General features: G+C 57.7%; 20 protein-coding genes and 1 pseudogene. 10 read left to right on the plus strand and 11 right to left on the minus strand.

What is annotated here, in order from left to right; translation table 11 throughout:
- Positions 1–135: 135 nt before the first annotated feature.
- The 10 genes and pseudogenes from QA645_RS39345 to bioB all read right to left on the minus strand — a co-directional run.
- Positions 136–543, minus strand: a pseudogene (locus QA645_RS39345) (LysR family transcriptional regulator substrate-binding protein); the annotation flags it as partial.
- Positions 544–787: 244 nt separating this feature from the next.
- Positions 788–1,693, minus strand: a complete 906-nt coding sequence (gene panC / locus QA645_RS39350; protein WP_283046387.1) for a pantoate--beta-alanine ligase — start codon at positions 1,691–1,693, stop codon at positions 788–790.
- Between the two features lie 14 nt (positions 1,694–1,707).
- The gene (gene panB / locus QA645_RS39355; protein WP_283046388.1) at positions 1,708–2,580 is read right to left on the minus strand and encodes a 3-methyl-2-oxobutanoate hydroxymethyltransferase; all 873 of its coding nucleotides are present in this window, start codon (positions 2,578–2,580) and stop codon (positions 1,708–1,710) included.
- A gap of 350 nt (positions 2,581–2,930) precedes the next feature.
- On the minus strand, positions 2,931–3,236 hold the full coding sequence (locus tag QA645_RS39360; protein ID WP_283046389.1) for a hypothetical protein: 306 nt from the start codon (positions 3,234–3,236) through the stop codon (positions 2,931–2,933).
- A 64-nt stretch (positions 3,237–3,300) separates the two neighbouring features.
- Positions 3,301–5,376, minus strand: a complete 2,076-nt coding sequence (locus QA645_RS39365; RefSeq protein WP_283046390.1) for a HAMP domain-containing methyl-accepting chemotaxis protein — start codon at positions 5,374–5,376, stop codon at positions 3,301–3,303.
- Between the two features lie 572 nt (positions 5,377–5,948).
- A complete protein-coding gene (locus tag QA645_RS39370; RefSeq protein ID WP_283046391.1) occupies positions 5,949–7,232 on the minus strand; it encodes an adenosylmethionine--8-amino-7-oxononanoate transaminase in 1,284 nt (427 codons plus the stop codon).
- A complete protein-coding gene (gene bioD / locus QA645_RS39375; protein WP_283046392.1) occupies positions 7,219–7,863 on the minus strand; it encodes a dethiobiotin synthase in 645 nt (214 codons plus the stop codon). Before bioD ends, QA645_RS39370 begins: the two co-directional genes overlap by 14 nt.
- Positions 7,860–9,014 carry an 8-amino-7-oxononanoate synthase gene (locus tag QA645_RS39380; protein ID WP_283046393.1) on the minus strand — a complete coding sequence of 385 codons (1,155 nt, stop codon included), beginning with the start codon at positions 9,012–9,014 and terminating at the stop codon, positions 7,860–7,862. The genes bioD and QA645_RS39380 overlap by 4 nt, the downstream gene beginning before the upstream one ends.
- A 79-nt stretch (positions 9,015–9,093) precedes the next feature.
- The gene (panD, locus tag QA645_RS39385) at positions 9,094–9,447 is read right to left on the minus strand and encodes an aspartate 1-decarboxylase (RefSeq protein WP_283046394.1); all 354 of its coding nucleotides are present in this window, start codon (positions 9,445–9,447) and stop codon (positions 9,094–9,096) included.
- A 52-nt stretch (positions 9,448–9,499) separates the two neighbouring features.
- Complete coding sequence (gene bioB, locus QA645_RS39390) at positions 9,500–10,495, minus strand: biotin synthase BioB (protein ID WP_283053537.1); 996 nt, start codon at positions 10,493–10,495, stop codon at positions 9,500–9,502.
- A gap of 114 nt (positions 10,496–10,609) precedes the next feature.
- On the opposite strand from bioB, the gene QA645_RS39395 reads away from it, so the two are divergent.
- From QA645_RS39395 to QA645_RS39440, 10 genes are all read left to right on the plus strand, one after another.
- Complete coding sequence (locus tag QA645_RS39395; RefSeq protein WP_283046395.1) at positions 10,610–11,263, plus strand: GntR family transcriptional regulator; 654 nt, start codon at positions 10,610–10,612, stop codon at positions 11,261–11,263.
- Between the two features lie 122 nt (positions 11,264–11,385).
- Positions 11,386–11,715 (plus strand): Dabb family protein, encoded by a 330-nt coding sequence (locus QA645_RS39400; RefSeq protein ID WP_061849684.1) that lies wholly within the window; start codon positions 11,386–11,388, stop codon positions 11,713–11,715.
- Between the two features lie 110 nt (positions 11,716–11,825).
- Entirely contained in the window at positions 11,826–13,220 is a 1,395-nt protein-coding gene (gene pabB / locus QA645_RS39405; RefSeq protein WP_283046396.1) for an aminodeoxychorismate synthase component I, read from the plus strand.
- On the plus strand, positions 13,217–13,801 hold the full coding sequence (locus QA645_RS39410; protein ID WP_283046397.1) for an aminodeoxychorismate/anthranilate synthase component II: 585 nt from the start codon (positions 13,217–13,219) through the stop codon (positions 13,799–13,801). Before pabB ends, QA645_RS39410 begins: the two co-directional genes overlap by 4 nt.
- 395 nt (positions 13,802–14,196) lie before the next feature.
- The gene (locus QA645_RS39415; protein ID WP_283046398.1) at positions 14,197–15,513 is read left to right on the plus strand and encodes a SidA/IucD/PvdA family monooxygenase; all 1,317 of its coding nucleotides are present in this window, start codon (positions 14,197–14,199) and stop codon (positions 15,511–15,513) included.
- Positions 15,514–15,605: 92 nt separating this feature from the next.
- Positions 15,606–16,751, plus strand: a complete 1,146-nt coding sequence (locus QA645_RS39420) for an MFS transporter (protein WP_283046399.1) — start codon at positions 15,606–15,608, stop codon at positions 16,749–16,751.
- Positions 16,752–16,773: 22 nt separating this feature from the next.
- Complete coding sequence (locus QA645_RS39425) at positions 16,774–17,553, plus strand: phytanoyl-CoA dioxygenase family protein (RefSeq protein ID WP_283046400.1); 780 nt, start codon at positions 16,774–16,776, stop codon at positions 17,551–17,553.
- A 24-nt stretch (positions 17,554–17,577) separates the two neighbouring features.
- Complete coding sequence (locus tag QA645_RS39430) at positions 17,578–17,907, plus strand: cupin domain-containing protein (protein WP_283046401.1); 330 nt, start codon at positions 17,578–17,580, stop codon at positions 17,905–17,907.
- A 1-nt stretch (position 17,908) separates the two neighbouring features.
- Entirely contained in the window at positions 17,909–19,489 is a 1,581-nt protein-coding gene (locus QA645_RS39435; RefSeq protein WP_283046402.1) for a class I tRNA ligase family protein, read from the plus strand.
- The gene (locus tag QA645_RS39440) at positions 19,486–20,682 is read left to right on the plus strand and encodes a PLP-dependent aminotransferase family protein (RefSeq protein ID WP_283046403.1); all 1,197 of its coding nucleotides are present in this window, start codon (positions 19,486–19,488) and stop codon (positions 20,680–20,682) included. Before QA645_RS39435 ends, QA645_RS39440 begins: the two co-directional genes overlap by 4 nt.
- A gap of 888 nt (positions 20,683–21,570) precedes the next feature.
- Here QA645_RS39440 and QA645_RS39445 read toward each other — a convergent pair.
- Positions 21,571–23,670: a prolyl oligopeptidase family serine peptidase gene (locus QA645_RS39445; protein WP_283046404.1), complete on the minus strand. Its 2,100-nt coding sequence runs from the start codon at positions 23,668–23,670 to the stop codon at positions 21,571–21,573.
- Positions 23,671–23,690 lie beyond the last annotated feature (20 nt).

Consider the following 23,690-nt stretch of genomic DNA (forward strand, 5'->3'; position numbering starts at 1 on the left):
TCCAGGGGTGTCGCGCCTCAGTCGACCAGAAACCGAACGCTGCGCCGCCTTCACCCTGTCGACAATCTCCCGCTGCACCTCGGCGACGCTCCGCAGGTCACGCGTGTCGGGGTGAGCCAGGAGCCAATAGCTGCGCGTGAAGCGGATCGCGGGCAGGACCCGGACCAGGTCCGGATCCTCTCGGGCGATGCAGTCGTGCAGGATACCGATTCCTGAACTGGCGCGGACGGCCTCGACCTGCCCGATCACGCTGCCGCACTCGAAGCGGCGCCTCATGCGGTTTGCGAGGGAGGCCGAATAGTCGAGTGCGCGGCTGTGGGCCAAATCGTCGACATGCGTAACGAAAGGGTAGTCGGCGAGATCGGCCTTGTCCTCCATCGCCCTATGAGTATCGAGGTAGTCGCGGGCGGCGTAGATTCCGAGCGAGCAGTCGGTCAGCTTGCGCACGAAGAGACGTCCCTGCTTTGGTCGGTCGAACGTCACCACGATGTCGGCGCGCCGCGACAGCGAAAAGGTCCTGGGCGGCGCGACCAGTTGCACCACCAGGTCAGGATGGGCCAAGGCGAAGGCACCCAGCAGCGCGCACGATCAAGGGCGGCAATCCGATTCCCGTCTCGAGCACTTGGGTCAGGATCGTCACTGCGGGCCAGCTGACATCTAACCTTTAAGGCGGATTGCGGGCGCCAAAAGCAAGACCGGCCGAATTGGAATGCCCCATTGGCCCTTGGTTCGCTATATATGGACTTGTGACAGCCGCAGTCATAAGCGAGCAGAGCGGGTAGTGGTTCTACCGCCCAGCGTCGTCACACCTCGATAGTGTCATTCGAGTTTGATCGGGCCGTGATCCGTGCTCACTTCCGGCCGAAAGAATCACGTTATCGATAAGCCGCGTCGAACCGACATAGGCCGCAGCGCACAGAGCCGCAGGTTGGCTCAGGGGACTACAGGCCGGCTGAAGCGTGTCGGCATCGACGAGCTCGAGGTACTGCAGACGGTCAACTGCATCCAAATGCCGCCTGGCGACTGCCATAAGCTTCTCGCATTCACGCTCGCCTACGCGAAATTCGGCCTCCGCAGCGAATAGACCGCGACTGATCGCAAGAGCTCGCAGCCGCTCTTCTTTATTGAGATATCGATTACGGCTGCTCATGGCGAGCCTGTCCGGCTCCCGAACGGTTGGCACGGTGACGATCTCGATCGGAAGATTGAGATCAATGGCCATCCGACGCACGACCGCGCATTGCTGGAAATCTTTCTGTCCGAAAAATGCGATATCCGGCAGAACCATATTGAACAGCTTGCAGACGACGGTTGCCACACCGCGAAAATGTTCAGGCCTGAAAGCCCCGCATAATGATCTTGCGAGTTCGCCGGGTTCGACGAAGGTCTCAAACTGAGCCGGATAGACCTCGTGTGCATCTGGGGCGAAGAGGATCGTAACTCCAGCGTCGCGACACAGCTGTTCATCACGCAAAAAGTTGCGCGGATAAGTGCTGAGGTCCTCGGTTGGCCCGAACTGAGTGGGGTTGACGAAGATACTTAGGAGGGTGACGTCGCATCGCGCACGACTCGCCTTGACCAATGCCATGTGGCCGTCGTGCAGGTAGCCCATTGTCGGTACGAAGCCAACATGCTTGTCCCGAACTCTTGCAAGAGCGCTACGAAGCTCTGTGACCGTCGCAATCGTTTGCATGTTTGAGCTTTACATCAGGTTGGATTGGAAGGTGCCCAGTTTGCGATCGCATCACTCAGCCCTTCGGGAAGACGATAGGATTCTTGTGGCGTCGGGAATGCACCGGTGCGGACATCTGCGGCCCAGCGCGACAGCCCCTCCTGAAGTAGCCGAAAACCTTCCACATAGGTGCGAACGAATTTTGGCCGATGACTTTCGGTCAAGCCGAGCACATCATGCAGTACAAGTACCTGGCCCGAGCAACTGGGGCCGGCCCCGATTCCAATCGTCGGTATCCTCAGGGACTCGGTCGCACGGGCGGCGAGCTCTGCCGGGATACCCTCCAAGACGAGAGCAAAACATCCGGCCTCCTGCAGTCGGTGGGCGTCGTCGAGCAGACGCAACGCATCATCGGCTTTCCGGCCCTGCACTTTGAATCCACCCATCATATTGACGCTCTGCGGCGTCAGGCCGAGGTGGCCCATCACTGGAATCTCGCAATCGACCAAGGTACGTACGATTTCGGCACGTTTTGCCCCACCCTCGAGTTTCACGGCATCGGCTCCAACCTGCAGGAAGCCTCCGGCGTTCCGAATTGTCGCCTCGGGAGTGAGGTGAACGCTTAGAAAGGGCATGTCGGCCACAAGCAATGAACGAGGTTTTGTGCGCGCTACCGCCTCGAGGTGATGGTTCATCATCGCCATGCTGACCGGCAGCGTATTGTCGAAACCGAGGCAGACATTGCCAACGCTATCCCCGACAAGAATAATGTCGACAATGGGGTCGGCGATGCGTGCCGCGACTGCATCGTAAGCGGTGGTCATCGCGACACGCCGCCCCTCGCCTTTCCACCGCTGCAATACTGGAATCGTGACGCGTTCAACAGGCGATTCTGAAATGTGGCTCATCTTAAGTCCGATCCGTCATCCGACCCCATATCCAGAGTCGTCGCTTCGCCAGGAAGACAGGAATTGTCGATATCAGCGTGAAACAACAAACGTGCGCCTCAAAAGTCAAGAATAGATGCGCCGGTACATCCAATGATTGCGCGACCATAAAAAAAGATTCCGGGTCAGCCTGCAAATGGGGACCGGTTGCTTAACACATGCGCCTAGCAACAGAGGAGGCCCGTCCCTTACTCGCCTTGCCAGAGACGAAGACGACGGCTTGTGCACAGGATCCTGACAGGGCCGGCGCTCGCATATTGACGAGGGACGCAAGAGATCGGCAGCCAGCACAGCTCCGTTGGTCTTTGCCTTTACGCGCTCAGCCGCTCGTCAGAATTGAACCGAGTTGGTCCGTATTCCGCAACAATCCGCTTGCTCGTCGTGACGGTGCCCCCCATTTCGTTCTCTGTTGCCAAGCGGGCTGCTTCGAGCCTAGCCTCGGCAACGGCCAAACTGTCAAATGTGCCGACCAAGGTCGTGTTTGGAAGCCGATAGCGCACGTTGTTCGAGCCAAGGATCCACAGTTTCCAGCCCTGCGCCGCTGCTTGTTTCAAAAAGGTAGGGTGAGGATCGGGCTTGGTCTCCTTCAAATCATACGACGCTAGATAGGCAGGCATTCTGAGACCCCAAATGAGAGCAAATAATCACATCGCGAAATAGTCCTGCAGTAGTTCCAGATGATCACGACCTGACCCCGGCGAGAAAGCCATCGACTTCCAGTTTGAGGCGATGGCTGCTTTGGGCCAGCGCATTCGCAGATGTCAGCACCTGCGAGGATGACGCACCGGTGCTTGAGGCGCTCAATGCAACCTGCCGGATGGTGCCGGCGATTTGCGTCGACATTTGTGCCGCATGTTGGATATTCTGTGCAATATCTTTGGTTGCCGTACCCTGCGCTTCGGTCGCAGCAGCAATCGTCGATACGATTTGCGAGATCCTGCCGATACTGTTGCCGACCTCTGCGATAGCGCTGACCGACTCCTCCGTGGCCGCCTGGATGCCTGCGATTTGCTCTGCAATTTGAGAGGTCGCTTTCGCCGTCTGTGTTGCCAGCGACTTTACCTCGTGCGCCACGACGGCAAAGCCGCGGCCGGCCCTACCCGCGTGTTCAGCCTCGATCGTCGCGTTAAGAGCCAAAAGGTTTGTTTGCCTCGCAATTGCGGCGATCAGCTCAACCACGCCACCAATCTTTAGGGCCGCTGCCAACAGGTGTTTTATCCTTCGGTTGGTTTCTTCGGCCTGACGCACGGCGCCTCTGGCGATTACTGCAGATTGCTCGACCTGGCGTTCAACCTCCGTAGCAGACGCCATCATCTCCGCGGTACGTGCAGCGACAACCTGAACGTTGCCCGAAGCTTCCTCCGAGGCAAAGGCGACTTTGCCAGAGAATTCCTGTGTATTGTGCGCCGTGTCAGTCAAGCTGCGGGCAGAGGCCTCCAGTTCGGTCGAGGCAGATGACAGTGTGTCGATGACGCCGCTGACCGCATCTTCAAAGATCTTGGCAAGCTTCTCCAGCTCCTCCTTACGTCGCATTCCCGCCAAGCGATCCTGTTCCAGATTCGCAGCAAACTCGGCCTGCGCCGTTTCTTTTGACTTAAGCTTGAACGCTTCCATGGCCTGCGCCATCTCGCCTATCTCGTCCGAACGGCCAAGCCCAGGCAGAGTCACCTCGAACTGGCCCGCCGCCAGTTGACGCATCGCTTTGGTCATACGGGTGATCAGCCGGGCCACTGTCTGCCCGACAACGATGGCAACAAAACCGATGACGAGCGTGGCAAGCCCAATTCCCACACCCAGCATCTGGCGGATCCGCGATGCGCGCTCTTCCGCAGCGACAGCGCGGGCGTCGGCTGTCGCCATCGCTTTCAATAGGAGAGGACGATTCCGGCCGTAGATCTGGCCGAGATCGTCAACTTGATCATCCAACGCCTGTTGAGCCACCAGAAAGGCGACGAAGCTCGACCGGTAGGACTCGATAAGGCTCTTGAGTTCCGCCTTGGCGGAGGGCGCCAACTCCGAAGCAGCAAGGGTAGCCTGGAACTCGGCGACCCGCTTGTCGAGCTCATCGCCGTACTTCTCCTCGCGCCGGAGCATGAAATCCTTTTCGTGTCGCCGCATCTTCAGCATCAACACAGTTAGCTGGGGTTGATCGATCAACGTAAGCCGGGATTCGGCCTGATGCACGGCCTCGCGCAGCTTGCCCTGGAGGCCATCATTTTCTGCGAACCCGAGCACGCGCTGCGCTGAAACGATATTGTTGAAACGTGTCGCATAAAGGCCAATTCCGGCGCGCAGGAACGATACGTCCTTTAACGGATCGCCTTCCGGCAAGGGGGCAACGTACTCCTCGATCTGATCGAGGCCGACCAGCTCCTTGCTGAGGCTTTGGGCCTGCCGCGTGATCAATGCCTCATTGTGCTTGCGCAGAAACTCCAACGCAAGCTGCTGCGACTCAAGAAACGCTTCTGAAATCGCCGCCAGGTGAGCACGAAGGTGAATGCTCCGGTCTGCCTCTCGCTGAACCTGAGCAATATAATCGAGCCCAAGGACACTCATTGCCCCTGTGACGAGCACGCCCCCTATTCCAAGCATGGCAATCTCGGTTCGCAGGCTCGGGCGAAGACGACGAAGAATTGGTAGTATGAGCCGTATTGCAATAATTGAGGCACGCATCAGAATGCTATTCAGTCCATGCTCATTTCCGCTGCGTTTCTGATCAGCACGCTCGAAGCGAGAGCTGGGCGAGATGTCGACCATTCGCAGCCTCTAGTTTGGGTTTGTTACACGAGATTGACGAAAGACCGGGGTCGATGGGCAGGCCGTGACAACAGCCACGCAGTTTGCTTTGCGTTCTTTGTCCTTGCGTGGCTCGCTCTGCGCGATCGACCGGCCTCCTGGCCGATCGTCGACAGTCCCAAGACCGATGAGGACATCGGCATATCACGCCCTCTCGCTGCAGACTCGCTACGTAGGCCGCAGACGCGCATAAATAGCGCGAACTTAGGAGCAATCGCGCAGAATTCATGTCGATGAGGTCGGTCCGCTGATCGTGGCGGGCGGATCGAGACGTTGCATCTTGCTGGGTCCGCTTGGACAAGCGACCGATAGCCACGGTGCAGATCAGCGTTCATCCAGCATGACGAAGGACGTTTGATACTTCCGGGCTGCATTTTATTATGGCTGAAAGCATAGCGCGTCGGGTCGGATCGGACGCGTGCCAATTTCAGCGCTGTGTCAGTCCTTACTGACGCGTTCGGCAGGGTAAGGTTTAGGCGATTGCGATCATCGCAACAGCGCCGAGAAAGTAATAAACACTCGCTTTCGCCTTCCTATGCCAGCAGTGCGTCCTTTCCAGCCAGCGCATCCGCGGCATCCCAGATGCCAGCATAGATCTCATCAATATCTGCCGCTGTCGCGGAGTAGGGCGGCATCACATAGACCGTATTGCCGAGCGGCCGCAGCAGCAGGTTTCGATTCTTAAAGAAGGCGTGAAGCTTCGGACCGATGTCCGCCAGATAGCCCGAATCGCGGGTCTTCAGATCGAGTGCTGCAACCGTGCCAGTTCGACGAACGTTTTCGAAGCGTGCATCGGCCCGGAATGGCTCAATTGCCTGTTCTTGCATCACGGCGATTGCCGCCAAGCGTTGACGAGTATTTGGATCTTGCCAGAGATCCAGATTGGCTCTTGCGGCCGCGCAGGCCACGGGATTTGCGGTATATGAGCTCGAATGAAAGAACGTGCGCGTCCGATCTTTCGAATAGTGGGCGTCGAAAATATCCGCGCGACAGAGTGTTACCGCCAGGGGAAGCGCTCCTCCCGTAATGCCCTTGGAGTAACAGACGATATCTGGTGTGATATTGGCCTGCTCGCACGCGAAGAGTGTTCCCGTGCGACCCCAGCCGGTCATGACCTCATCGGCAATGAAAAGGACGTCAGAAGCCTCGCAGATCCGCTTCATCTCCCTGAGCACCCAGGCTGGATACATCAGCATTCCGCCGGCCCCTAGTATCAGAGGTTCCACAACAAACGCTGCCGGAATTTCGTTTCGACAAGCCGCCTCAAGGGCGTCCAGCGTGTCCTGCTCACGTCCTGTTGTGGGAAACGGGACTGAGGTGACGTCGAACAGCAAGGGTCCGTACGCCTCGTTGAAGACGCCGCGGGCACCGACCGACATCCCACCTATGGTGTCGCCATGATAGGAATGTTGCATCACGACGATGCGTACTCGTTGCTTGCCTACATTATGCCAATAGCCAAGCGCCATTTTTAGCGCCACTTCGACGCTTGCTGAGCCGCTGTCCGAGAAAAAGACATGCTCGAGGCCGCGTGGGGCGAGCTTCAGGAGCTGGGCGGCAACTTCCTCCGCAGGATCGTGGGTATGGCCGGCAAAGATGATCTGATTGAGCTTGCCTGCTTGTTCCTGAATCGCGCGCACAATATGTGGATGGCAATGACCATGCGTCACCACCCACCAGGATGAGATTGCATCGATGATACGGCGACCATCCGAAGTGTAGAGATAGGTACCAATACCACGAACAACCCTTGTCATTTCGGCTTGAAGAGCGTGTTGCGTGAACGGATGCCAGATCGGAGACTTAATCTTTGGCATGCAACTTGAAGCTATCTGCCCGGAATGAGGTTATGAACGCCGCCTGCAGCGTGTCCGCCGTAAGGGGAGAGAGCCATGGCAACCGCCCCAGCCAACGCACCCGCCCCATCTCGCGAATGACGGTCTGAGTCTCGGAATTTCGCTCGCCGATGAAGGCCATTCCGAGAATGGGGATCTCACGCTTTCGGAGAGCCTCTATCGAGAGCAGTGAGTGATTGATAGTGCCCAGCTCTGTGCTCGCGCAGAGCACAACAGGAATCCGCCAGCGCTCGAACACGTCGATATAAAGTGTATCGCCACTCAGCGGCACCATCAGCCCGCCCGCGCCCTCGATGACCAATGGCTGCTCCCCGGTGTCTGGCACATCGAGCGAATCTGCCTCGAGGCGAATTCCTTCGACCTCAGCGGCATAGTGGGGCGAAGCGGGGGTTCGAAGGCGGTAGCGCTCTGGGATGATGCGAGCGGCCGACAAGCCACCTAATCGTATGACTGTCTCGGTATCGGTCTCTCCGTCGAGGCCAGCCTGGATCGGTTTCCAATAATTTGCAGCGAGAAGGTTCGCAAGCCCAGCCGAAAATATCGTTTTTCCGATTCCGGTATCTGTGCCCGTCACCACGATCCTTGGACTCATTGAAGAATGCCTTCCGTCTCCTCGACCAATGCATCGAGCATTGCGCGTATGTCACCCTCGGAGACATTGAGCGTCAGCGAAACTCGCAAGCGGGCCGTGCCCGCCGGCACGGTTGGCGGGCGAATTCCACGGATGTCGAAGCCGCGAGCCTGCAGCGCAGAGGCGAGCCGCATCGCACGCGCGTTATCGCCCACGATGTATGGCACGATCTGCGAGTCCGAAGAACTTTTCCGACCGCACTGCTTCATCTGCCGGTGAGTGAACGCGACGAGCTCGATGAGGCGCTGCTGACGCTCGGGTTCCTGCTGCAGGATCAGAATCGCCTCGCGAACGGCGACGGCAAGCAACGGCGAGGGGGCGGTGGCGAAGATAAAGGGACGGCACCGATTGACCATGAAGTCTCGCAGGATGCCGGATGCCGTGACAAGTGCCCCCGCAGCGCCGAGCGCTTTGCCGCAAGTATGAACGACCAGGAGATTTTCTCGCGCCTCGTAAGGGGCGGTGAGCCCCCGCCCCTTCGGACCGTAAACACCTGTTGCATGGGCCTCATCCACCATCAGGAACGCATCATGTCGATCGGCGAGCGCAACCAGCTCTTTGAGGGGCGCGAAATCGCCGTCCATGCTGTAGAGACTCTCGGCCACGATCCAGATGCGGCCAACTCCGCCCTTTGCCCGCCAGTCACAAATCGTGCTTTCAACCGACTGTGGGTCGTTATGCGCGCTCATCCGAAAGTCAGCGCGGCCAGCTCGCGCGCCTTCATGGATGCTCGCGTGCACCAGAGAATCGAGAACGAGCAGATCGCCTTTCTGCGGCACCGTCGTCAGGACCGCAAAATTTGCGACATAACCGCTGCCAAAGAAGAGCGCTGTTTCGGCGCCAAAGAACCTTGCAGCTTCGGCTTCAAGACTTTCGTGTTCCTCGCAGTTGCCACGCAGGAGCCGCGAACCGCCGGCCCCGATCGGTGTGCCGGCCTCGATCGCTCCCAAGACAGCCTTCTTCATGCGCGGCGCGCTCGCGAGCGCCAAATAGTCGTTCGAGGTGAAATCAATTCCTGCACGCGGAGTGAGGCTGCGCAACCGGTGGTCTTCCTTCAGGACGTTCAACGCCAGGGTATAAGGGGCACAATTTCTCTCTTGGATTGAATTCATTGTGCACTCTGAGGGCTTTGAAATCGCGCAAAATTCTGACCAGCGCGCAGAAAAACGGCTTCAGTTGGTCGCTTGGCGATCAAACCGGCAATATTCGATTCTCTCGATCGACGAGCACAATGCGGGGTCTGAACGTCTTGGCTTCCGCCTCATCAAGCAAGACGTATGCAAAGATGCTAATTTTGTCTCCGGGTAACGCCAGTCGCGCAGCCGCACCGTTCAAGTCTACGGTACCCGAGCCGCTCGGCGCTTCAGTGACAAAAGTGGCGAACCGCGCGCCGGTTTCGACGTTGTGAATTTCGACGCGCTCGTTCACCAGGACCCCTGCCGCGTCCAGCAGCCCACGATCAATCGAGATCGAGCCTTCGTAGTGCAGATCGGCTTCGGTCACCGATGCGCAGTGAATTTTGCCTTTCAACAAGGTAATCTGCATTTCTCACCTAATCTTGGAGGTCTGCACATAGCGCGCTCGTTGCCTGTTTGGTTCAGGCAAGGGCGGATGTGATGCCGAGCTTGGTCAGCAACCTTGCGTCGCGGTCGGCTGTCGGATTCCTAGTCGTCAACAGCACATCCCCGATAAACATTGAATTTGCACCTGCCAAAAAGCACAGTGCGTGCAATTCGTCGCTGATGGAACGCCGTCCGGCGGACAACCGGATTACACTCTTCGGCATCATGATCCGGGCGGTTGCGACCAGACGCACCAGCGCGATCGGATCGGGAGCCTCCGCGGCGTCAACGACAGGAACCCCCTTGACCTCGTTCCAAAGATTAATCGGCACGCTTTCCGGAGGTGTTCGGAGGTTAGCGAGCAGGACGAGCATGTCGAGGCGGTCCTCAACACGTTCGCCCATACCGATAATGCCGCCGCAGCAGATCTTGATGCCTGCCTCGCGCACGTGCTCAAGCGTATCGATGCGGTCCTGCAGCGTGCGGGTGGTGATGATCCTGCCGTAAAAATCAGGCGAGGTGTCCACGTTGTGATTATAGAAGTCGAGCCCCGCCTCGGAAAGCAGCGTCGCCTGTTTCGGCGTCAGCATGCCGAGCGTGACGCAGGTTTCCAGGCCAATCTCTTTGACGGCGCTAACCATCTCGCAGACCCGATCGAGATCGCGGTCCTTCGGACTTCGCCAAGCCGCAGCCATGCAGAACCGGGTCGCGCCTGCCTCCTTGGCGCGCTGCGCTTTCGCGACCACATCGCTGCAATCCATCAGGCGGGTCGCGTTCACCCCCGTCTCGTAGTGCGCGCTCTGCGAGCAGTAGCCGCAGTCTTCCGGGCAGCCACCCGTCTTGACGCTGAGAAGGCTAGCTGTTTCGACGTGGTTTGGATCGAAGTTATTGCGGTGAACGTTTTGCGATCGAAACACCAGCTCAGCGAAAGGCTGACCATAGAGCGCCTCGGCCTCGGCACGTTGCCATTTCCCGCCGACCTGCGCGAGCTCGCAGCTTTCCTTCTGGTCAACTTCCGCACAAACGTCCATAAGCATCGAGCCCGTAATCATAGATAATCGCGCAAATTATCCATCGTCAGCGACATTGGATCGATGCTAATCGATGTGTTATCGGGGCGCACGCATTTTTCCAGTAGATAATCTATGATGGGCGAGAACAGAACGACTTCAGGACGCATCGCCGAGTCGATTGGTGAGCGCATTATCAACGGCGCGCTGCAGCCAGACTCTCCACTTCGGCAGGATCATGTCGCACGGGAATTCAACTCGAGCCACGTCCCGGTGCGCGAGGCTTTCCGACAATTGGAGGCTCAACATCTTGTTGTGAGTGCGCCTCGCCGCGGCGTGCGGGTTGCTCCGCTCGATACGAATTCGGTCAAGGAGATCGCGGAGATGCGTGCTGCGCTGGAGGTGGTCGCGCTACGCAATGCAGCTCCAAAGCTCTCATCGGTCCACCTGGCACGCATTGAACTCGCCCTCTTTGAAGGAGACAACGCCAAGACCATTGAGGATTTTGAGATGGCCAACCGGGCCTTTCATTACGCTCTGGTTGCACCCTGTGCGATGCCGCGATTGCTCGCCAGCCTTGATGAACTACAACTTGCGAACTCTAGGCTAGTGTTCGCGATGGCACGGACGGCCGGCTGGCGCCCACGGTCCAACCAAGATCACCGCCTCATCTTGCAGGCCTTGCGAGGGCGCAACCTTGATCAAGCTTGTAACCTGCTCGCGCGTCACATTCAAACCATTGAGCGCTTGGCCCTTCCTCTTGATCAAGAAACACCCATGCCAAGGTAAGTTGCGGAGTGCAACAGCGCACAATTTATCATCAAGCAACGATGCAGCAGAGTTGCATTGCGCGGCGCACGATCCCAAGCTAGTTATGCGCCCCATCTCTAATAGCACTCCCAGAGCCAACCATGATCCGTCACATCGTTCTGTTCACCGCCAAGGATGAGGCGCACATTGACCGGATCATCGAAGGATTATCGGTTCTAAAGAATATCCCGCATGCAAGCCGGCTGGAGGTTGCTCGTAACCGCAAGAGCGACCAGCTCGGCAACGAGATTGACGTCATCGTTTATGGTGAGTTCGAGAGCGAGGCGGAACTCGCAGCCTACAAGGCGCATGATCTTTACCAGGAATCGATCAGGCGAGTACGGCCGCTGCGCGAACTGCGGTTCGCGGTAGACTACTGTGTATCGACCGATGTCCGGCTCCTCACTCGGCGCGCGGTCTCTGCTGGCTGAGGCTAAGCTGACCGCCGGTCTCACGAGCTTGTCTCCGATCGACCCTCGCTCTCGCCTGTCGGGCCACAATCGGAAGCGCGCGAATACCACTCGCTGGTGACTGATAGCCAATGCATGTCCAGGAACTGCAATGGATTGCCCCTGTCACGGCCATGCGGCGCCTCGCCCGCCGCCCCCATCTTACATTTCTTGACAGCGCAGCAAGCCACGGGATCCTTGGACGTTACTCTTATCTGACCTGCGATCCGTTCGGCACCTATATGGTTGCGGACGGACGGGCAAGTTGGAACGGAGAGGGTGTTGAGCGTGATCCATGGGACGTCCTTCGCACCCTGCTTGCTAACTATCCGCAAGAGCGTCGCCCTGATCTGCCGCCATTTCAAGGCGGTGCGGCCGGATACTTTAGCTACGACCTGAACAGGACGTTGGAGCGATTGCCAGTTCCGGCAGCCTCCGAACACCGCTCGCCTCAATCCATTCTGCATTTTTATGACGTGGTCATCAGCTACGATCACCAGGAGAACAGATGCTGGATCGTCTCTACAGGGTGGCCGGAGCAGGATCCCACGCGCCGAGCCGCCCGTGCGCGCCATCGAGCCAATGAGTTCGCAGCTCTTCTTGCCGCCTCAGATCCGGCGCAGAATGACACCTATGGCGCGGTCGGACCATGGCACTCGAACTTTAGCCGCGAGGGCTACATTGCGGCGGTACATCGCGTGATCGACCTGATTCAGGCCGGAGACGTCTTTCAAGTCAACATTGCGCAGCGTTTTAGCGCGCGCCTACCGACCTCATTTGATCCCGTTGCCTTCTACTGCCAATTGCGGTCATTGAACCCGGCACCGTTTGCAGCGCTCTTGCGCTACGGCACTCTCGCTATTGCATCAAGCTCGCCGGAGCGTTTCCTGAAGCTCGACGGACGAGGGGTCGAAACGCGCCCCATCAAAGGCACGTGCGCGCGCTCTACTGATCCCAAGGAAGATAAGCGTCGGGCTCAACTCCTGGTCGCTTCAGACAAAGATCGTGCCGAGAACATCATGATCGTCGATCTTCTGCGGAGCGATCTGTCACGTGTATGCACTTCGCATTCAGTTGACGTTACGGCGCTGTGCAATCTCGAATCCTACGCCTCGGTGCACCACCTCGTGTCGGTCGTTACGGGTGAACTCAAAAGCAGCCAAGATGCGGTGGCCCTTCTTCGCGCCTGCTTTCCGGGCGGCTCCATCACCGGAGCGCCGAAGGTGAGATCGATGGAAATTATTACTGAAATCGAACGGGTGGCACGTGAAGTCTATTGCGGGGCGATCGGCTTCATCGCCTTCAACGGCCACATGGATACGAATATTGCAATCCGCACTGTCACGATCGATGGCGGCTTGGCTGTGTTTCACGCAGGCGGCGGGGTGACGGCGATGTCGGATCCAGCGGCCGAATACGAGGAGACAATCGTAAAGGCACAGCGCATGTTTGACGCATTTGCGACAAATTATTTCGGTGATTCTTGATCGTCATCATCGACAACTACGATTCCTTCGTCTTCAACATTGCCCGCCACTTCCGCAGGCTCCGTGAATCAACGGAAGTGGTTCGCAATGACGTGATCGGCGTCGATGATATTGCCCGTCTCAAGCCACGCGCCGTGGTCATATCCCCCGGCCCCTGCTCCCCATCAGAGGCGGGAATATCTACCTCGATCGTTCGCGAACTTTCAGGCCGTGTCCCGATCTTCGGCATTTGCCTTGGGCACCAGTGCATCGGGAGTGTGTTCGGCGCACAGGTGGCACGTGCACGTCGCCCCATGCACGGCCGGTCCTCTTACGTCACGCATGGCGGCGCAGGGCTATTCGAAGGACTGCCTTCTCCTCTCCGCGTGGGGCGCTACCATTCTCTTATTGTTGAGATCGATCAGTCACACGCCTCACACCTCATGGTAACGGCACGCTCGGACGAGGGCGAGATCATGGCCATTGCGCATCGCGATCAACCGACCTTTGGCGTCCAGTTCCATCCCGAATCGATACTGACCCCACAAGGGGATGCTCTGCTGAAGAACTTTTTGCGACTAGCAAAGAGCTTTCGAGCCTGACGATAGGCTTTTCTATCGCACGCCTCGCCTCACTTAGATGGCGGCAGCCGCAACACCTCAAGTCGTACCGCATCCTCAGCAAGCTGTGTCCGCCAGCAGCCCCTAGATAACGCTTTTCAGCAGATCCGACAGTCGCTCACATCGCTTGCGCGCGGCTGGTGACTATACATGTCCTGGCAGGGCTTTATGCCGATCTATGTCTTTTCGCGGTCGATCAGATTCGTCCGTGTGTGAGACGCAGTCGGCGAGGAGAGGCGGCACCTCACTCAAAACATTCGGTACGGAGGACGACAAAACATCTTGCATCTCACGCAGCGTCAGATTGTAGGCTTTCATACGCTGCAACTGACAATCTTCCTCAAGCGGGACCTTACAAAAGCGTGAGAGAGAACTTCGTGGATACGTTGGATGTCATCGGCGTCGGAATCGGTCCGTTCAATCTCAGCTTAGCAGCGCTGATTGAACCTACACCTCTACGCGCACTATTCCTGGAGAAGCGCGAAGCATTCTGCTGGCATCCGGGGATGGCGCTTCCAAACAGCCGCCTGCAAGTATCGCCGTTCAAGGATTGCGTGACCTTGGTAAGCCCTACCAGTCCCTATTCTTTCCTCAATTACCTCGCACACCACGGGCGGCTCTACAGTTTCATCAACAAACGCAACGGCTCGACTTCGCGGCGGGAGTTCACTGACTATTATCGGTGGGTCGCACGTCAACTCGGCACGGTCCGCTTCAACGAAGAAGTCTTAGACGTTGCCCCCTTCGGGGACGCCTATCGCGTCAGTACGAGCACAACTTCACACCTGGCACGCGCCGTGGTGGTAGCAATTGGCGTCGAGCCAAAGATCCCCCCGTGCGCTAAAGCCTACATTGGCGACAGCGTTTACCATGCGGCCGACTATCTTGGCCGTGGCTCACCTCGACCGGACGAGCATGTGCTCATTGTGGGAGGTGGTCAGAGCGGCGCGGAGATTGCCGAGCACATGCTCAATCGCGCCGATTCTCCTCGGATAACCTGGGTCACTTCGCGTTCAAACCTGTTTGCGATGGACGATACCAGTTTCGTCAACGAGGCCTATATGCCCCGTTACAGCCGGCGCTTTCACGCCCTGCCGCTTCAGCACCGCCGTGCCATCATCGACAATGAAAAGCTGACAAGCGATGGCATTTCAGCCGAATTGTGCAATCGGCTCTATGACGTTCTGTATGAACGCGCGGTGGAAGGTGCATTGTCTGAGAGTTTCCATTTACTCCCCAGTGTCGCCGTCAAGCAAATCACGCCACTCAACAAGCGCTGGCAAGTAGATCTGACCGGTCTCACGAAGCAGCAGCATCACAGGATCGTCGTTGATCGCATAGTCCTCGCTACGGGCTTTCAGCCGCGCACTCCCCTCTTTTTGCAGTCGCTCCTTAGCAACGCGCACATGGAGGACGACCTGCCCGTGCTCGGCGCTGACTACGCCGTCAGCTTCACGCAGAACATGCCAGGACCGGTCTATTTGCAGAATCAAAGCCGTCTCCAGCACGGATTACAGAGCGCAAACCTGTCGTTGGTGGCTTACCGCAATAGCCTCATTATCAACAGCCTGCTCGGACAGCCATTCTATGTCGATCAATCGGGGCAACTCCTCGGCGGCTACGAGAGTCCGGCCGAGCAGAACGCCGTGTTCGATGCAATGACAATGGCAGAAAAGATGGGCGTGATCACATGAACACGGCACGGTCCTCTATCTTGCGTATCGCCCCCCCTGCAGCTGCAGACCGCCTCGCTTGCAGACTGCCCTACCGCGCTTCCGGACCATTTTTGCTGGCATCGAGCGTCATTGCCGCAGCCTATGGCACGAGCTTCATATTGCCGGAATATATGGAAATTCTCGGCATGGAGCATGACGTCGCGGGCTCCATAATTTCAAGTGGCATGGTTACAACAATCGTGTGTTGCTGCCTGGCAGGTCGCCTGGCTCAGCGTATTGGAATTATGCCGACGATCGCGGCCGCCTCGATCGTGATGGCGCTGGCCATGGCAGCCTTTGCCGCTGCAGTCGTCGACAAGCGTCTTGCCTATGCCGGCGGCATGCTCGTTGGCGTAGGGTGGTCCGTATTGTTCATCCTGTCGCCGCTGCAGATCATCAGCCATCTACACCCGACGGTCCGTATCCAACATCTGACGATCTTGTCTGGCGCACAGATGGCCGGCCTTGGCCTCGCAACTCCGCTCGGCCACCTTTTGGCAGCCTACACAGGCTCAATGGCGATCATGTACGTACTGTTCGCGATCGCCTGCGTCATCGCAGCCATCTGCGTAGGCGTGGCGCGACGTGCCATGTTGAGCATGCCCTCATTATCTATGCCGCACATCGAGGTCACCTTGGCCACGACTGTCGCTCTGCTTCGACACGCGACGGCCGCACCGATTGTCATGATCGTGGTTGCGGCCTGTATCTTCTCGGGGCTGTCAACCTATCAGAGCGCCTATGCAGCATCACGTCAGCTCAATCCCGACATCTTCTTCCTGGTATTCACCCTTACCAGCGTGGCGCTCCGGTTTTCTGTCGCCCATCTGCTGGACCGGGTGCCTGTACACCGGCTTGCGCTCACGCTCTTTATCGCGACCGGCGCCTCTTTGGCGTTGTTAATTGTCAATACTGAGGACAGTTTGATCTATATCCTGGCCGCCACAATCTTCGCCACAGGCTACGGGCTCAGCTATTCCACCCTTAACGGAATGGCCGTCAATCTCGCTGGCGAGCGTGGGCTCTCCGTACCAGTTACCTCACAGATCTTCACCTTAGCCTATTTTCTCGGGTTGTTTGGCTTTCCGTTCCTTGGAGGGCAGTTGATCCGCGAATTTGGCCCCGATGCGATGTTGCTCACGCTATTGGGTGGGACTGCCTTCAACGGAGTGCTGGCAACCACACTCCGCCCAAAGGCAAGAATTGGCTCTCTGTAGCCTCAAATAAGGAGCTCGCAAAATGCTGACCGACGCACAAAAGGCGAAATGGCATCAGGATGGATATCTTCGACTCGAAAGTTTCTTCGATCCACCTACGCGCGACAAGATTTCTGATTTCGTAGACAACGTCTCGCGCTGGGACGTAAGCGTCGACAAATGGATGATGTGGTTCGAGAAGACCGATGATGATCGAAAAATCATCTCGAAGGTCGAAAACTTCTTGGAATACCATGACGCTCTACGCCAGACGCTCCTTGCCGACGGTCGCATCGTCAGCGCGATCGAGAAATTACTCGATGAAGACACGCGGATGCTCAAAGAGCTGCTGATCTTTAAGTATCCTGATAGCGGCGGGTACCGCCCACATCAGGACATATATCATATCCCCCACAAGCTCCCGGAGCGAATGGTGCATGCCATAGCAGCCATCGCTATCGATGATTCGGATTCGGACAATGGAGGTCTGTTCTTCACTCCGGGGCGCCATAAGGAGGGTGTTTTTCCCATGGATGCGGGCGGTGTCATCAACCCGGAAGTGGCCGAGAGCTTTGAATGGGAACCGGTGCCGTGGAAGGCCGGCGACGTGTTTATTTTCGACGACTACGCGCCCCACTACTCACTACCGAACAAGAGCGATCGCTCTCGTCGCACGCTCTATTTGGTGTTCCAGCGGGCATCCACTGGGGGGCCTGATCGTGCCGAATACAACCGTATGAAGCGTGGCTATAACCCACCTGAGGGCAAGGTATCTGAGCTTGAAGATCTGAAAGCGCCTAACGGCATATTCTATCGCGAGTGATCGCAACTCATAAGGAAAGACCACGTGTATACGAAGCAGATCGATCGCTCCCTAATGCGAAGCGAATATGGCGTGCTGGTTTGTCGCTTGCTGGAGCATTTGCCGGATGATCTCAGCCCCGAATTTGGTACCTCGGTTGTTGAGGTCGTCCCCGGTGGCGCGGTCGATCTGCACGCGCACCATGAGCACGAATTGTGGGTGCTGATCTCAGGTGAGGGAGAATTCGAAGCTGGCGGTCAGACTCGCTCGGTGAAGGACATGACTTTATTCTACATGCCACCACATCAGACGCACGCTATCCGCAATCTCAGCCAGGAGAACACCATGAAATTCCTGGCTATCTGGTGGGATTGACATGCGCACCTATTTCGTATGTCCAGCTCCCCCCTGCCCTAACGGCAAATTGCATCTCGGTCACATCGGCGGCGTGTACTTACTCGCCGACATCTTCGTGCGCTTTCAACGGATGGCCGGCCATCGCGCGCATTACATCACGGGCGCCGATGAGCACGGCACGTATACGCTCGTAAAGGCGCGAAAGCTCGGCCAACCCGTTAGCGAGGTCGCGCAAGAGCACATTGATGAGATCCTACAGTGCCTGCGTGCGGTGCACATCACACCTGATGTGTTCGTTCGCACGTCCAGCGAGATCCACAAGGACAATGCTCTGGCGATTTTCCGCGCGCTACAGGAGGCCGGTTACGTCCAAATCCGCGAGGGTGTCCAACTCTATTGCGAGCACTGCGATGAATTTGTCGCGGACTCGCTGGCAGCCGGGAATTGTCCGGCATGCAATTCGGCCACCGACAGTAATCTGTGTGAGAACTGTGGCCTGGCAATTCGGCACGACACGTTATGCAACGCCCGGCATACGACGTGCGGCCACAATCTTGTACTAAGGCGGATCGAGCAGGCCGTGTTCGATACGCCCCGCCTTGCCCGGGCGCTCGACACAGCGATCGGACAAAGCGCCTGGCCCGAACCCATACGAGATAAGGCGCGAGCTTGGCTCGCCAGCGATGCGCATGGTCTACCGATGTCCCGCCACTTCAGTCATGGTGTCGAGCTACTGCACCCTGAAGATCTGTTCGGCCAAACCCTGCTCACATGGTTTGAAGGCTTGTGGTGCTTCGAGACCGGGATCCGCGAGCAATGCGCCAATGACTTTCTGAGCGCAGAATCAACGATGCACGCCCCTAGCACCCGGCTTTTGTTTTTCATGGGCCAGGACAACCGCTTCTACTACACGATCGGTGTGTCCGGCGCCCTGCTCGCACGCGGCTATCCTATTCCCACAAACCACTCGATCCAGGACTTCTACAAGATCGAGGGCGGGAAGTTTTCGACCAGTCGCGACCATGCACTTTGGGCCGACGAGGTAGCGCGCGAAGTAGACCCCAATGTACTTCGTTACGCGCTCGCTCGAATTGCACGGCCATTCGGCCGTGACGAAAACGAGTTCGATGTCGACGGATTGGTCACGGCGGCATCACGCCTTCGGGTTTGGGAAGATGCATTGCGCCAATGTGCGAACAACGCCCGCACATTGGACAGTAGACGCCTTAGATCTCGTCTACGCATTCTCACTCAGCGCTACGCGGATGCAATCGAGGAACTCCGATTTTGGGATGCGCTTGATATCGTCGATAGGTACTTCGAGGTCGCCGATTTTGCGCGTGACGACAGCGGCCTGTGGAACGCCATGGAGATTTCGTTGTTCCTGAGCCTACTGTATCCCGTGGTACCCGAGCTTTCGATCCGATATGGCCGGCATTTCTTCGGTGCAGCATGGCCGCCGTCTTTCGACAAACTGGCACCAAAAGCTGGCCTGCCACCAAAGATAGACTTTCCATGCCTCAGCGCCGCGGTGCCCGCGCATTTCATCGCATCGTATAATGAGCGTTTTCGTAAGCACCAAGCCAAGCAAAATCAATGAACGAGAAAGCCATGAACCTGCCTGTCTCGACGCGCAGCTCCCTCGCTCAGGGCTTCGCACCGTTCAACTACTCAGGTGCGAAGCACGTCATCAATTTTGGATATGGGCTTCCCGACCCGGTGATGTTCTCGGAGCTGGCCTGGCCAGACGCATTAAGCCAAAATTTCGGTGTCGAGACCGCCGATCTGCTTCAGTATACGGACGCGGTCGGTTTGCCCAAGCTCCGGAGCGGTCTCGCACAGCGGTATAATGTGCAGCATGAGGAGGTTATCCTTACCGTTGGTGCTTCACAGGCTTTGCAGTTGCTCGGCGATGCCTGGCTTGACCCGGGCGATGTTGTCCTGACCGAGGACCCCTCCTACCTGGGTGCACTGCGCATCTTTTCGATTGCGGGGGCAACTATCGTCCAGCTCGGGATGAGCGCTGACGGGGTCGATCTGAACGAGCTTGAATCGACCTTGCGCCGCTATGCGCGCGTGAAAATATTCTACACGACACCAGCATTTCACAATCCGACTGGGCGCCAGATATCGCGCGCCCATATGGCCCGGGTTGCAGCGATGCTAGCCCAGCATGGGGTGGCGTTGGTACAGGATCTCGTCTATTCGGAGTTGCCGTACAACGGTGTAGCTGATTGGCTTCCATCGGGCGGCAACGTCATCAATGTACATAGCATCTCCAAGGTCGCCGGACCGGGATTGCGGCTGGGCTGGGTGCTTGCAGATTCGGATATCATCAACAGATTGGCGCGCCTCAAATGCGACGGCGGCGTCAGCCCTATCGTCAGTAATATCGTCTTAGCATTGTTGCAGACGGGCGAACTCGGTGCCCACATTGCGCGATTACGCCAGCATTATCGTGCCAGGCGGGACAGCATGCACACGCTTCTGCAGGGTAGCCGCTTTTGCGAACCAGAATATCTCCTTCCAAGCGGTGGCTTCTCGTTTTGGGTACGGCTTAACCCCGGAATTGAGGCTAAGACTTTCATCGAGGCTGCGCGCTGCGAGCACGACGTGCACCTGGTGCACGGCGGTCATTATGGCCCGCGGAGTGGCCACCATGTACGCCTGTGCTTTAGCTATCTTCCGATGAATCTCATCGAGGAGGGACTAAGGAGATTAGATAAGCTGCATGCGAAGCTGTACGGGAGATCGGTACGAACGCTCGCCGAAAACGGCCGACTCGAACTGTGACATGCTCTACTTTTCTGCCTAGCAGTGACGCGCCGGTTCAATACCTAAGCAAGTTCGACGACTTGCACCTATCGAGATGCGTTGCAACCTTTAAGATTGCCTCCCGAACGGTAGGGATGACGTCCGACGTCTGGCAACGATTGTCTTCCGTGATGAGCGCGGTTGCGGCGGCGACCAGCCGAGCAAAGCATTAAGGACTGGACAGCAGCAGCAACTCCAGCTCGGCGAAGACTAGGCCGGGATTTTGGATGACCGCGCTGAGTGCATGAGGCCGCACCAGAAGACGCTGAGCGTCTTCCTGCCGATGCGCTCGATCTCGGGGCTTCCGCGCGGTGCATTTACCCACACGGCGCGCTGACTAGCGGCGGTGCCCGAGCGGGATTCCTAACTTGAGTGCCTTCTGCCGCAGCGATCCAACCGTTCGCTTTGTAAGTTTTGCGATCTTCGTAACGGGTGTCTTCGCCCTAGAGTGTGCGCGCAGTTCCTTTACATCCGTCTTCGTGTACTCGCGACGTACAATCTTCTTGTTCAGCGTCTTGGGCATAACAACTCCGTTGGCATTCTGTGCACACATCTAGCAGGGATGAAGTGGAGCTGCCAAGCATGCCAGGGTTGCATGCGCGAAACCTCCTGAACCCATCGGATGCCCTCACTCGAAGCTTAGGGGCGACCTGAAGCTGCTCTGTCAGTTAGCCATATGTCCACTGCCAAGCAGAAATCTGAGCGGTACACACTGATAGTGCACGAACGCACCGCCCAACAAGCGTTCCCAAAGTACTGAACTCGAGACGCCTGCGCTCACTTCGGACCCAGCGCTGGTCTGCGTCGCCTAAAAATCCGGCCAGCAATTTCGGCTCGTGTTTGCAAGATCGTAGGGGTGACGCTCACTTACGCCTTCCCGTCCAGCCAGCCGATCTTGCTTTTCAGGAACTGGAAGCCCAGCACCTGAAAGCCGGCATGATCCTTATTGTCCCTGCCATAGCCGTGACCGCCCGCGGCTGGCTCGTAGAGATAAGCCTCATAGCCCATCCCCTGAAGCTTGGCGACCATCTTGCGGGCGTGTCCGGGATGGACCCGATCGTCCCGCCGCGTCGTGGCGATCAGGATTGGCGGGTAGCCTTGCCCGGGCTTAGCAATATGGTAGGCGGAATAGGTCTTGAGCCATTCCCATTCTTCGGGCTTATCAGGGTCACCAAATTCCGCGATCCAACTCGCGCCCGCAAGCAGTTTCGTGTAGCGGCGCATGTCAATCAGCGGGATAGTACAGAACAGAGCGCCGAAATGCTCAGGATAGCGCGTCAGCATATTGCTGATGAGAATGCCGCCGTTCGATCCGCCCTCGGCCGCGATCCGCTTTGCCTGTGTGACGCCGCGGCGGACAAGGTCGGCCGCAACGCTTGCGAAGTCATCATGGGAGAGCCGCTTGCCGGCGAGCCGTCCAGCATCGTGCCATCGTGTGCCGAACTCACCGCCGCCGCGCAAATGTGCCTGCACCGTTGTGCCACCACGCTCGAGCCACAGCTTGCCGAGCGCCGAATTGTAGTACGGCTTGACTGAAATGCCGAACCCGCCATAACCGCTCATATGGACGGGCGCCTCGCCGGTCTCCTGTTTCGGTCCTGTCTGGACGTAGGGAATGCGCTCGCCGTCGACCGAGATCGCCTCATGCTGGGTGACCACCAGACCATCAGCGACAAAGGTCTTGGGCGCCTCCTTCAGCACGGCTGGACTTGCGACGCCTTGCTCCAGGAGCATCAGTAACGGGGGCGTGAGCGGATCCTCGATCTTTGCGAGCAGGTCACCATTACTCTCGGATGGATCGCGATCAAGCGGCCAGGCATTGACGAGGCCCATATCGGGAAGCCTGCTCAGCTGCTCGCGGCCCCAAGTCGTAGGGAAAGGCGTGCAGATCTCGAACACCGGCCGCAGCTCGTCGAGGAGGGAGAGGACAAGCTTACCATCGACCCAGAAAAATCCCTGCAGTGCTCGCCGCGGCGAGTTTGCCAGAAATAGGACCGAGAAGTTGCGCTTTCCAGCGAGAAAGGCGGTCAGCGATATGCCGAGCAGGGTATCTGTCGGGTAGATTACTCCCTCGATTGTCGCGGCCGAGCGGAGCTTCACTGCTAGCCAATCCTGATGCGCTTCCAGCCGGATATCGGTAGGAAGGTCGAGCTTGATGTGCGCCCCTTGTTCGGTTCCAAGCCATGTGTGGGAATTGAAGAAATTCAGCTGTTTGGTGAACCAGACCCGCTTCTCTTGGCCGGTACGATCGATTCTGCAGCTGACGCCCGTGTGATCGGCGATCGTCTCAAACACCACGCGCGCTCGTTCGATGGGTTCACCGCGGCGCCACAATCGGACGGTCCGCGCATAGCCCGACAATGTCGCCATGCCCTCGCCATAGGCGCTGGACAATAGCAGCGCATTCTGATCGACCCAAGCGGCACTACCCTTCGCTTCATCGAGCACAAAACCATCAGGCACAAAACTCTTCTTAGTCAGTTCGAACTCGCGCAGCGTCACAGCATCGCTACCGCCCAGTGACAGAGCGAGTATCACTTGCGAGCTACCAGGCAGCATGGCGATCCAGCTTATAAGCCAGTCCTTCCGTTCAATGGCCGCGAGCTGATCCACATCGAGTAAAACATCCCATGACGGCCTCGACTTTCGAAACTCTGCTAAAGTCGTCCGCCGCCAAAGCCCCCTCGGATTGTCTGCATCTTTCCAAAGGTTGTAGAGATGATCACCGTGCCGGCTGACATAGGGTATATTGTCCGCCCGGTCATAGATCGAAGCCAGTTGGTCGCGATCCTGCATGAATGTGGCTCCGCCAAAGACCTCCAGAGTTTTGGCATTTTGCTGCTCGACAAATTCGAGCGCCTGCGCCCCCTCTATCTCTTCCAGCCAGAGATACGGATCATCGTCAGGAACGGATAGCGTTGGCCTTCCATGGCTTATCTGCTCGAGGGGCGAGTTCGCTTCAGACACAATTCACTCCTACCTCAACC

The organism is Bradyrhizobium sp. CIAT3101, from assembly GCF_029714945.1.
Classification (GTDB): Bacteria; Pseudomonadota; Alphaproteobacteria; order Rhizobiales; family Xanthobacteraceae; genus Bradyrhizobium.

Excerpts from the sequence above, each read along its gene's own strand:
- pabB (WP_283046396.1), top strand. The coding sequence starts at position 11,826 with ATGCATGTCCAGGAACTGCAATGGATTGCCCCTGTCACGGCCATGCGG.
- bioD (WP_283046392.1), bottom strand. The coding sequence starts at position 7,863 with ATGAGTCCAAGGATCGTGGTGACGGGCACAGATACCGGAATCGGAAAA.
- panC (WP_283046387.1), bottom strand. The coding sequence starts at position 1,693 with ATGCAAACGATTGCGACGGTCACAGAGCTTCGTAGCGCTCTTGCAAGA.
- QA645_RS39400 (WP_061849684.1), top strand. The coding sequence starts at position 11,386 with ATGATCCGTCACATCGTTCTGTTCACCGCCAAGGATGAGGCGCACATT.
- QA645_RS39425 (WP_283046400.1), top strand. The coding sequence starts at position 16,774 with ATGCTGACCGACGCACAAAAGGCGAAATGGCATCAGGATGGATATCTT.
- QA645_RS39360 (WP_283046389.1), bottom strand. The coding sequence starts at position 3,236 with ATGCCTGCCTATCTAGCGTCGTATGATTTGAAGGAGACCAAGCCCGAT.
- QA645_RS39365 (WP_283046390.1), bottom strand. The coding sequence starts at position 5,376 with ATGGTCGACATCTCGCCCAGCTCTCGCTTCGAGCGTGCTGATCAGAAA.
- QA645_RS39380 (WP_283046393.1), bottom strand. The coding sequence starts at position 9,014 with ATGAATTCAATCCAAGAGAGAAATTGTGCCCCTTATACCCTGGCGTTG.
- QA645_RS39440 (WP_283046403.1), top strand. The coding sequence starts at position 19,486 with ATGAACGAGAAAGCCATGAACCTGCCTGTCTCGACGCGCAGCTCCCTC.
- QA645_RS39435 (WP_283046402.1), top strand. The coding sequence starts at position 17,909 with ATGCGCACCTATTTCGTATGTCCAGCTCCCCCCTGCCCTAACGGCAAA.
- panB (WP_283046388.1), bottom strand. The coding sequence starts at position 2,580 with ATGAGCCACATTTCAGAATCGCCTGTTGAACGCGTCACGATTCCAGTA.
- QA645_RS39370 (WP_283046391.1), bottom strand. The coding sequence starts at position 7,232 with ATGCCAAAGATTAAGTCTCCGATCTGGCATCCGTTCACGCAACACGCT.
- panD (WP_283046394.1), bottom strand. The coding sequence starts at position 9,447 with ATGCAGATTACCTTGTTGAAAGGCAAAATTCACTGCGCATCGGTGACC.
- QA645_RS39395 (WP_283046395.1), top strand. The coding sequence starts at position 10,610 with ATGATGGGCGAGAACAGAACGACTTCAGGACGCATCGCCGAGTCGATT.
- bioB (WP_283053537.1), bottom strand. The coding sequence starts at position 10,495 with ATGGACGTTTGTGCGGAAGTTGACCAGAAGGAAAGCTGCGAGCTCGCG.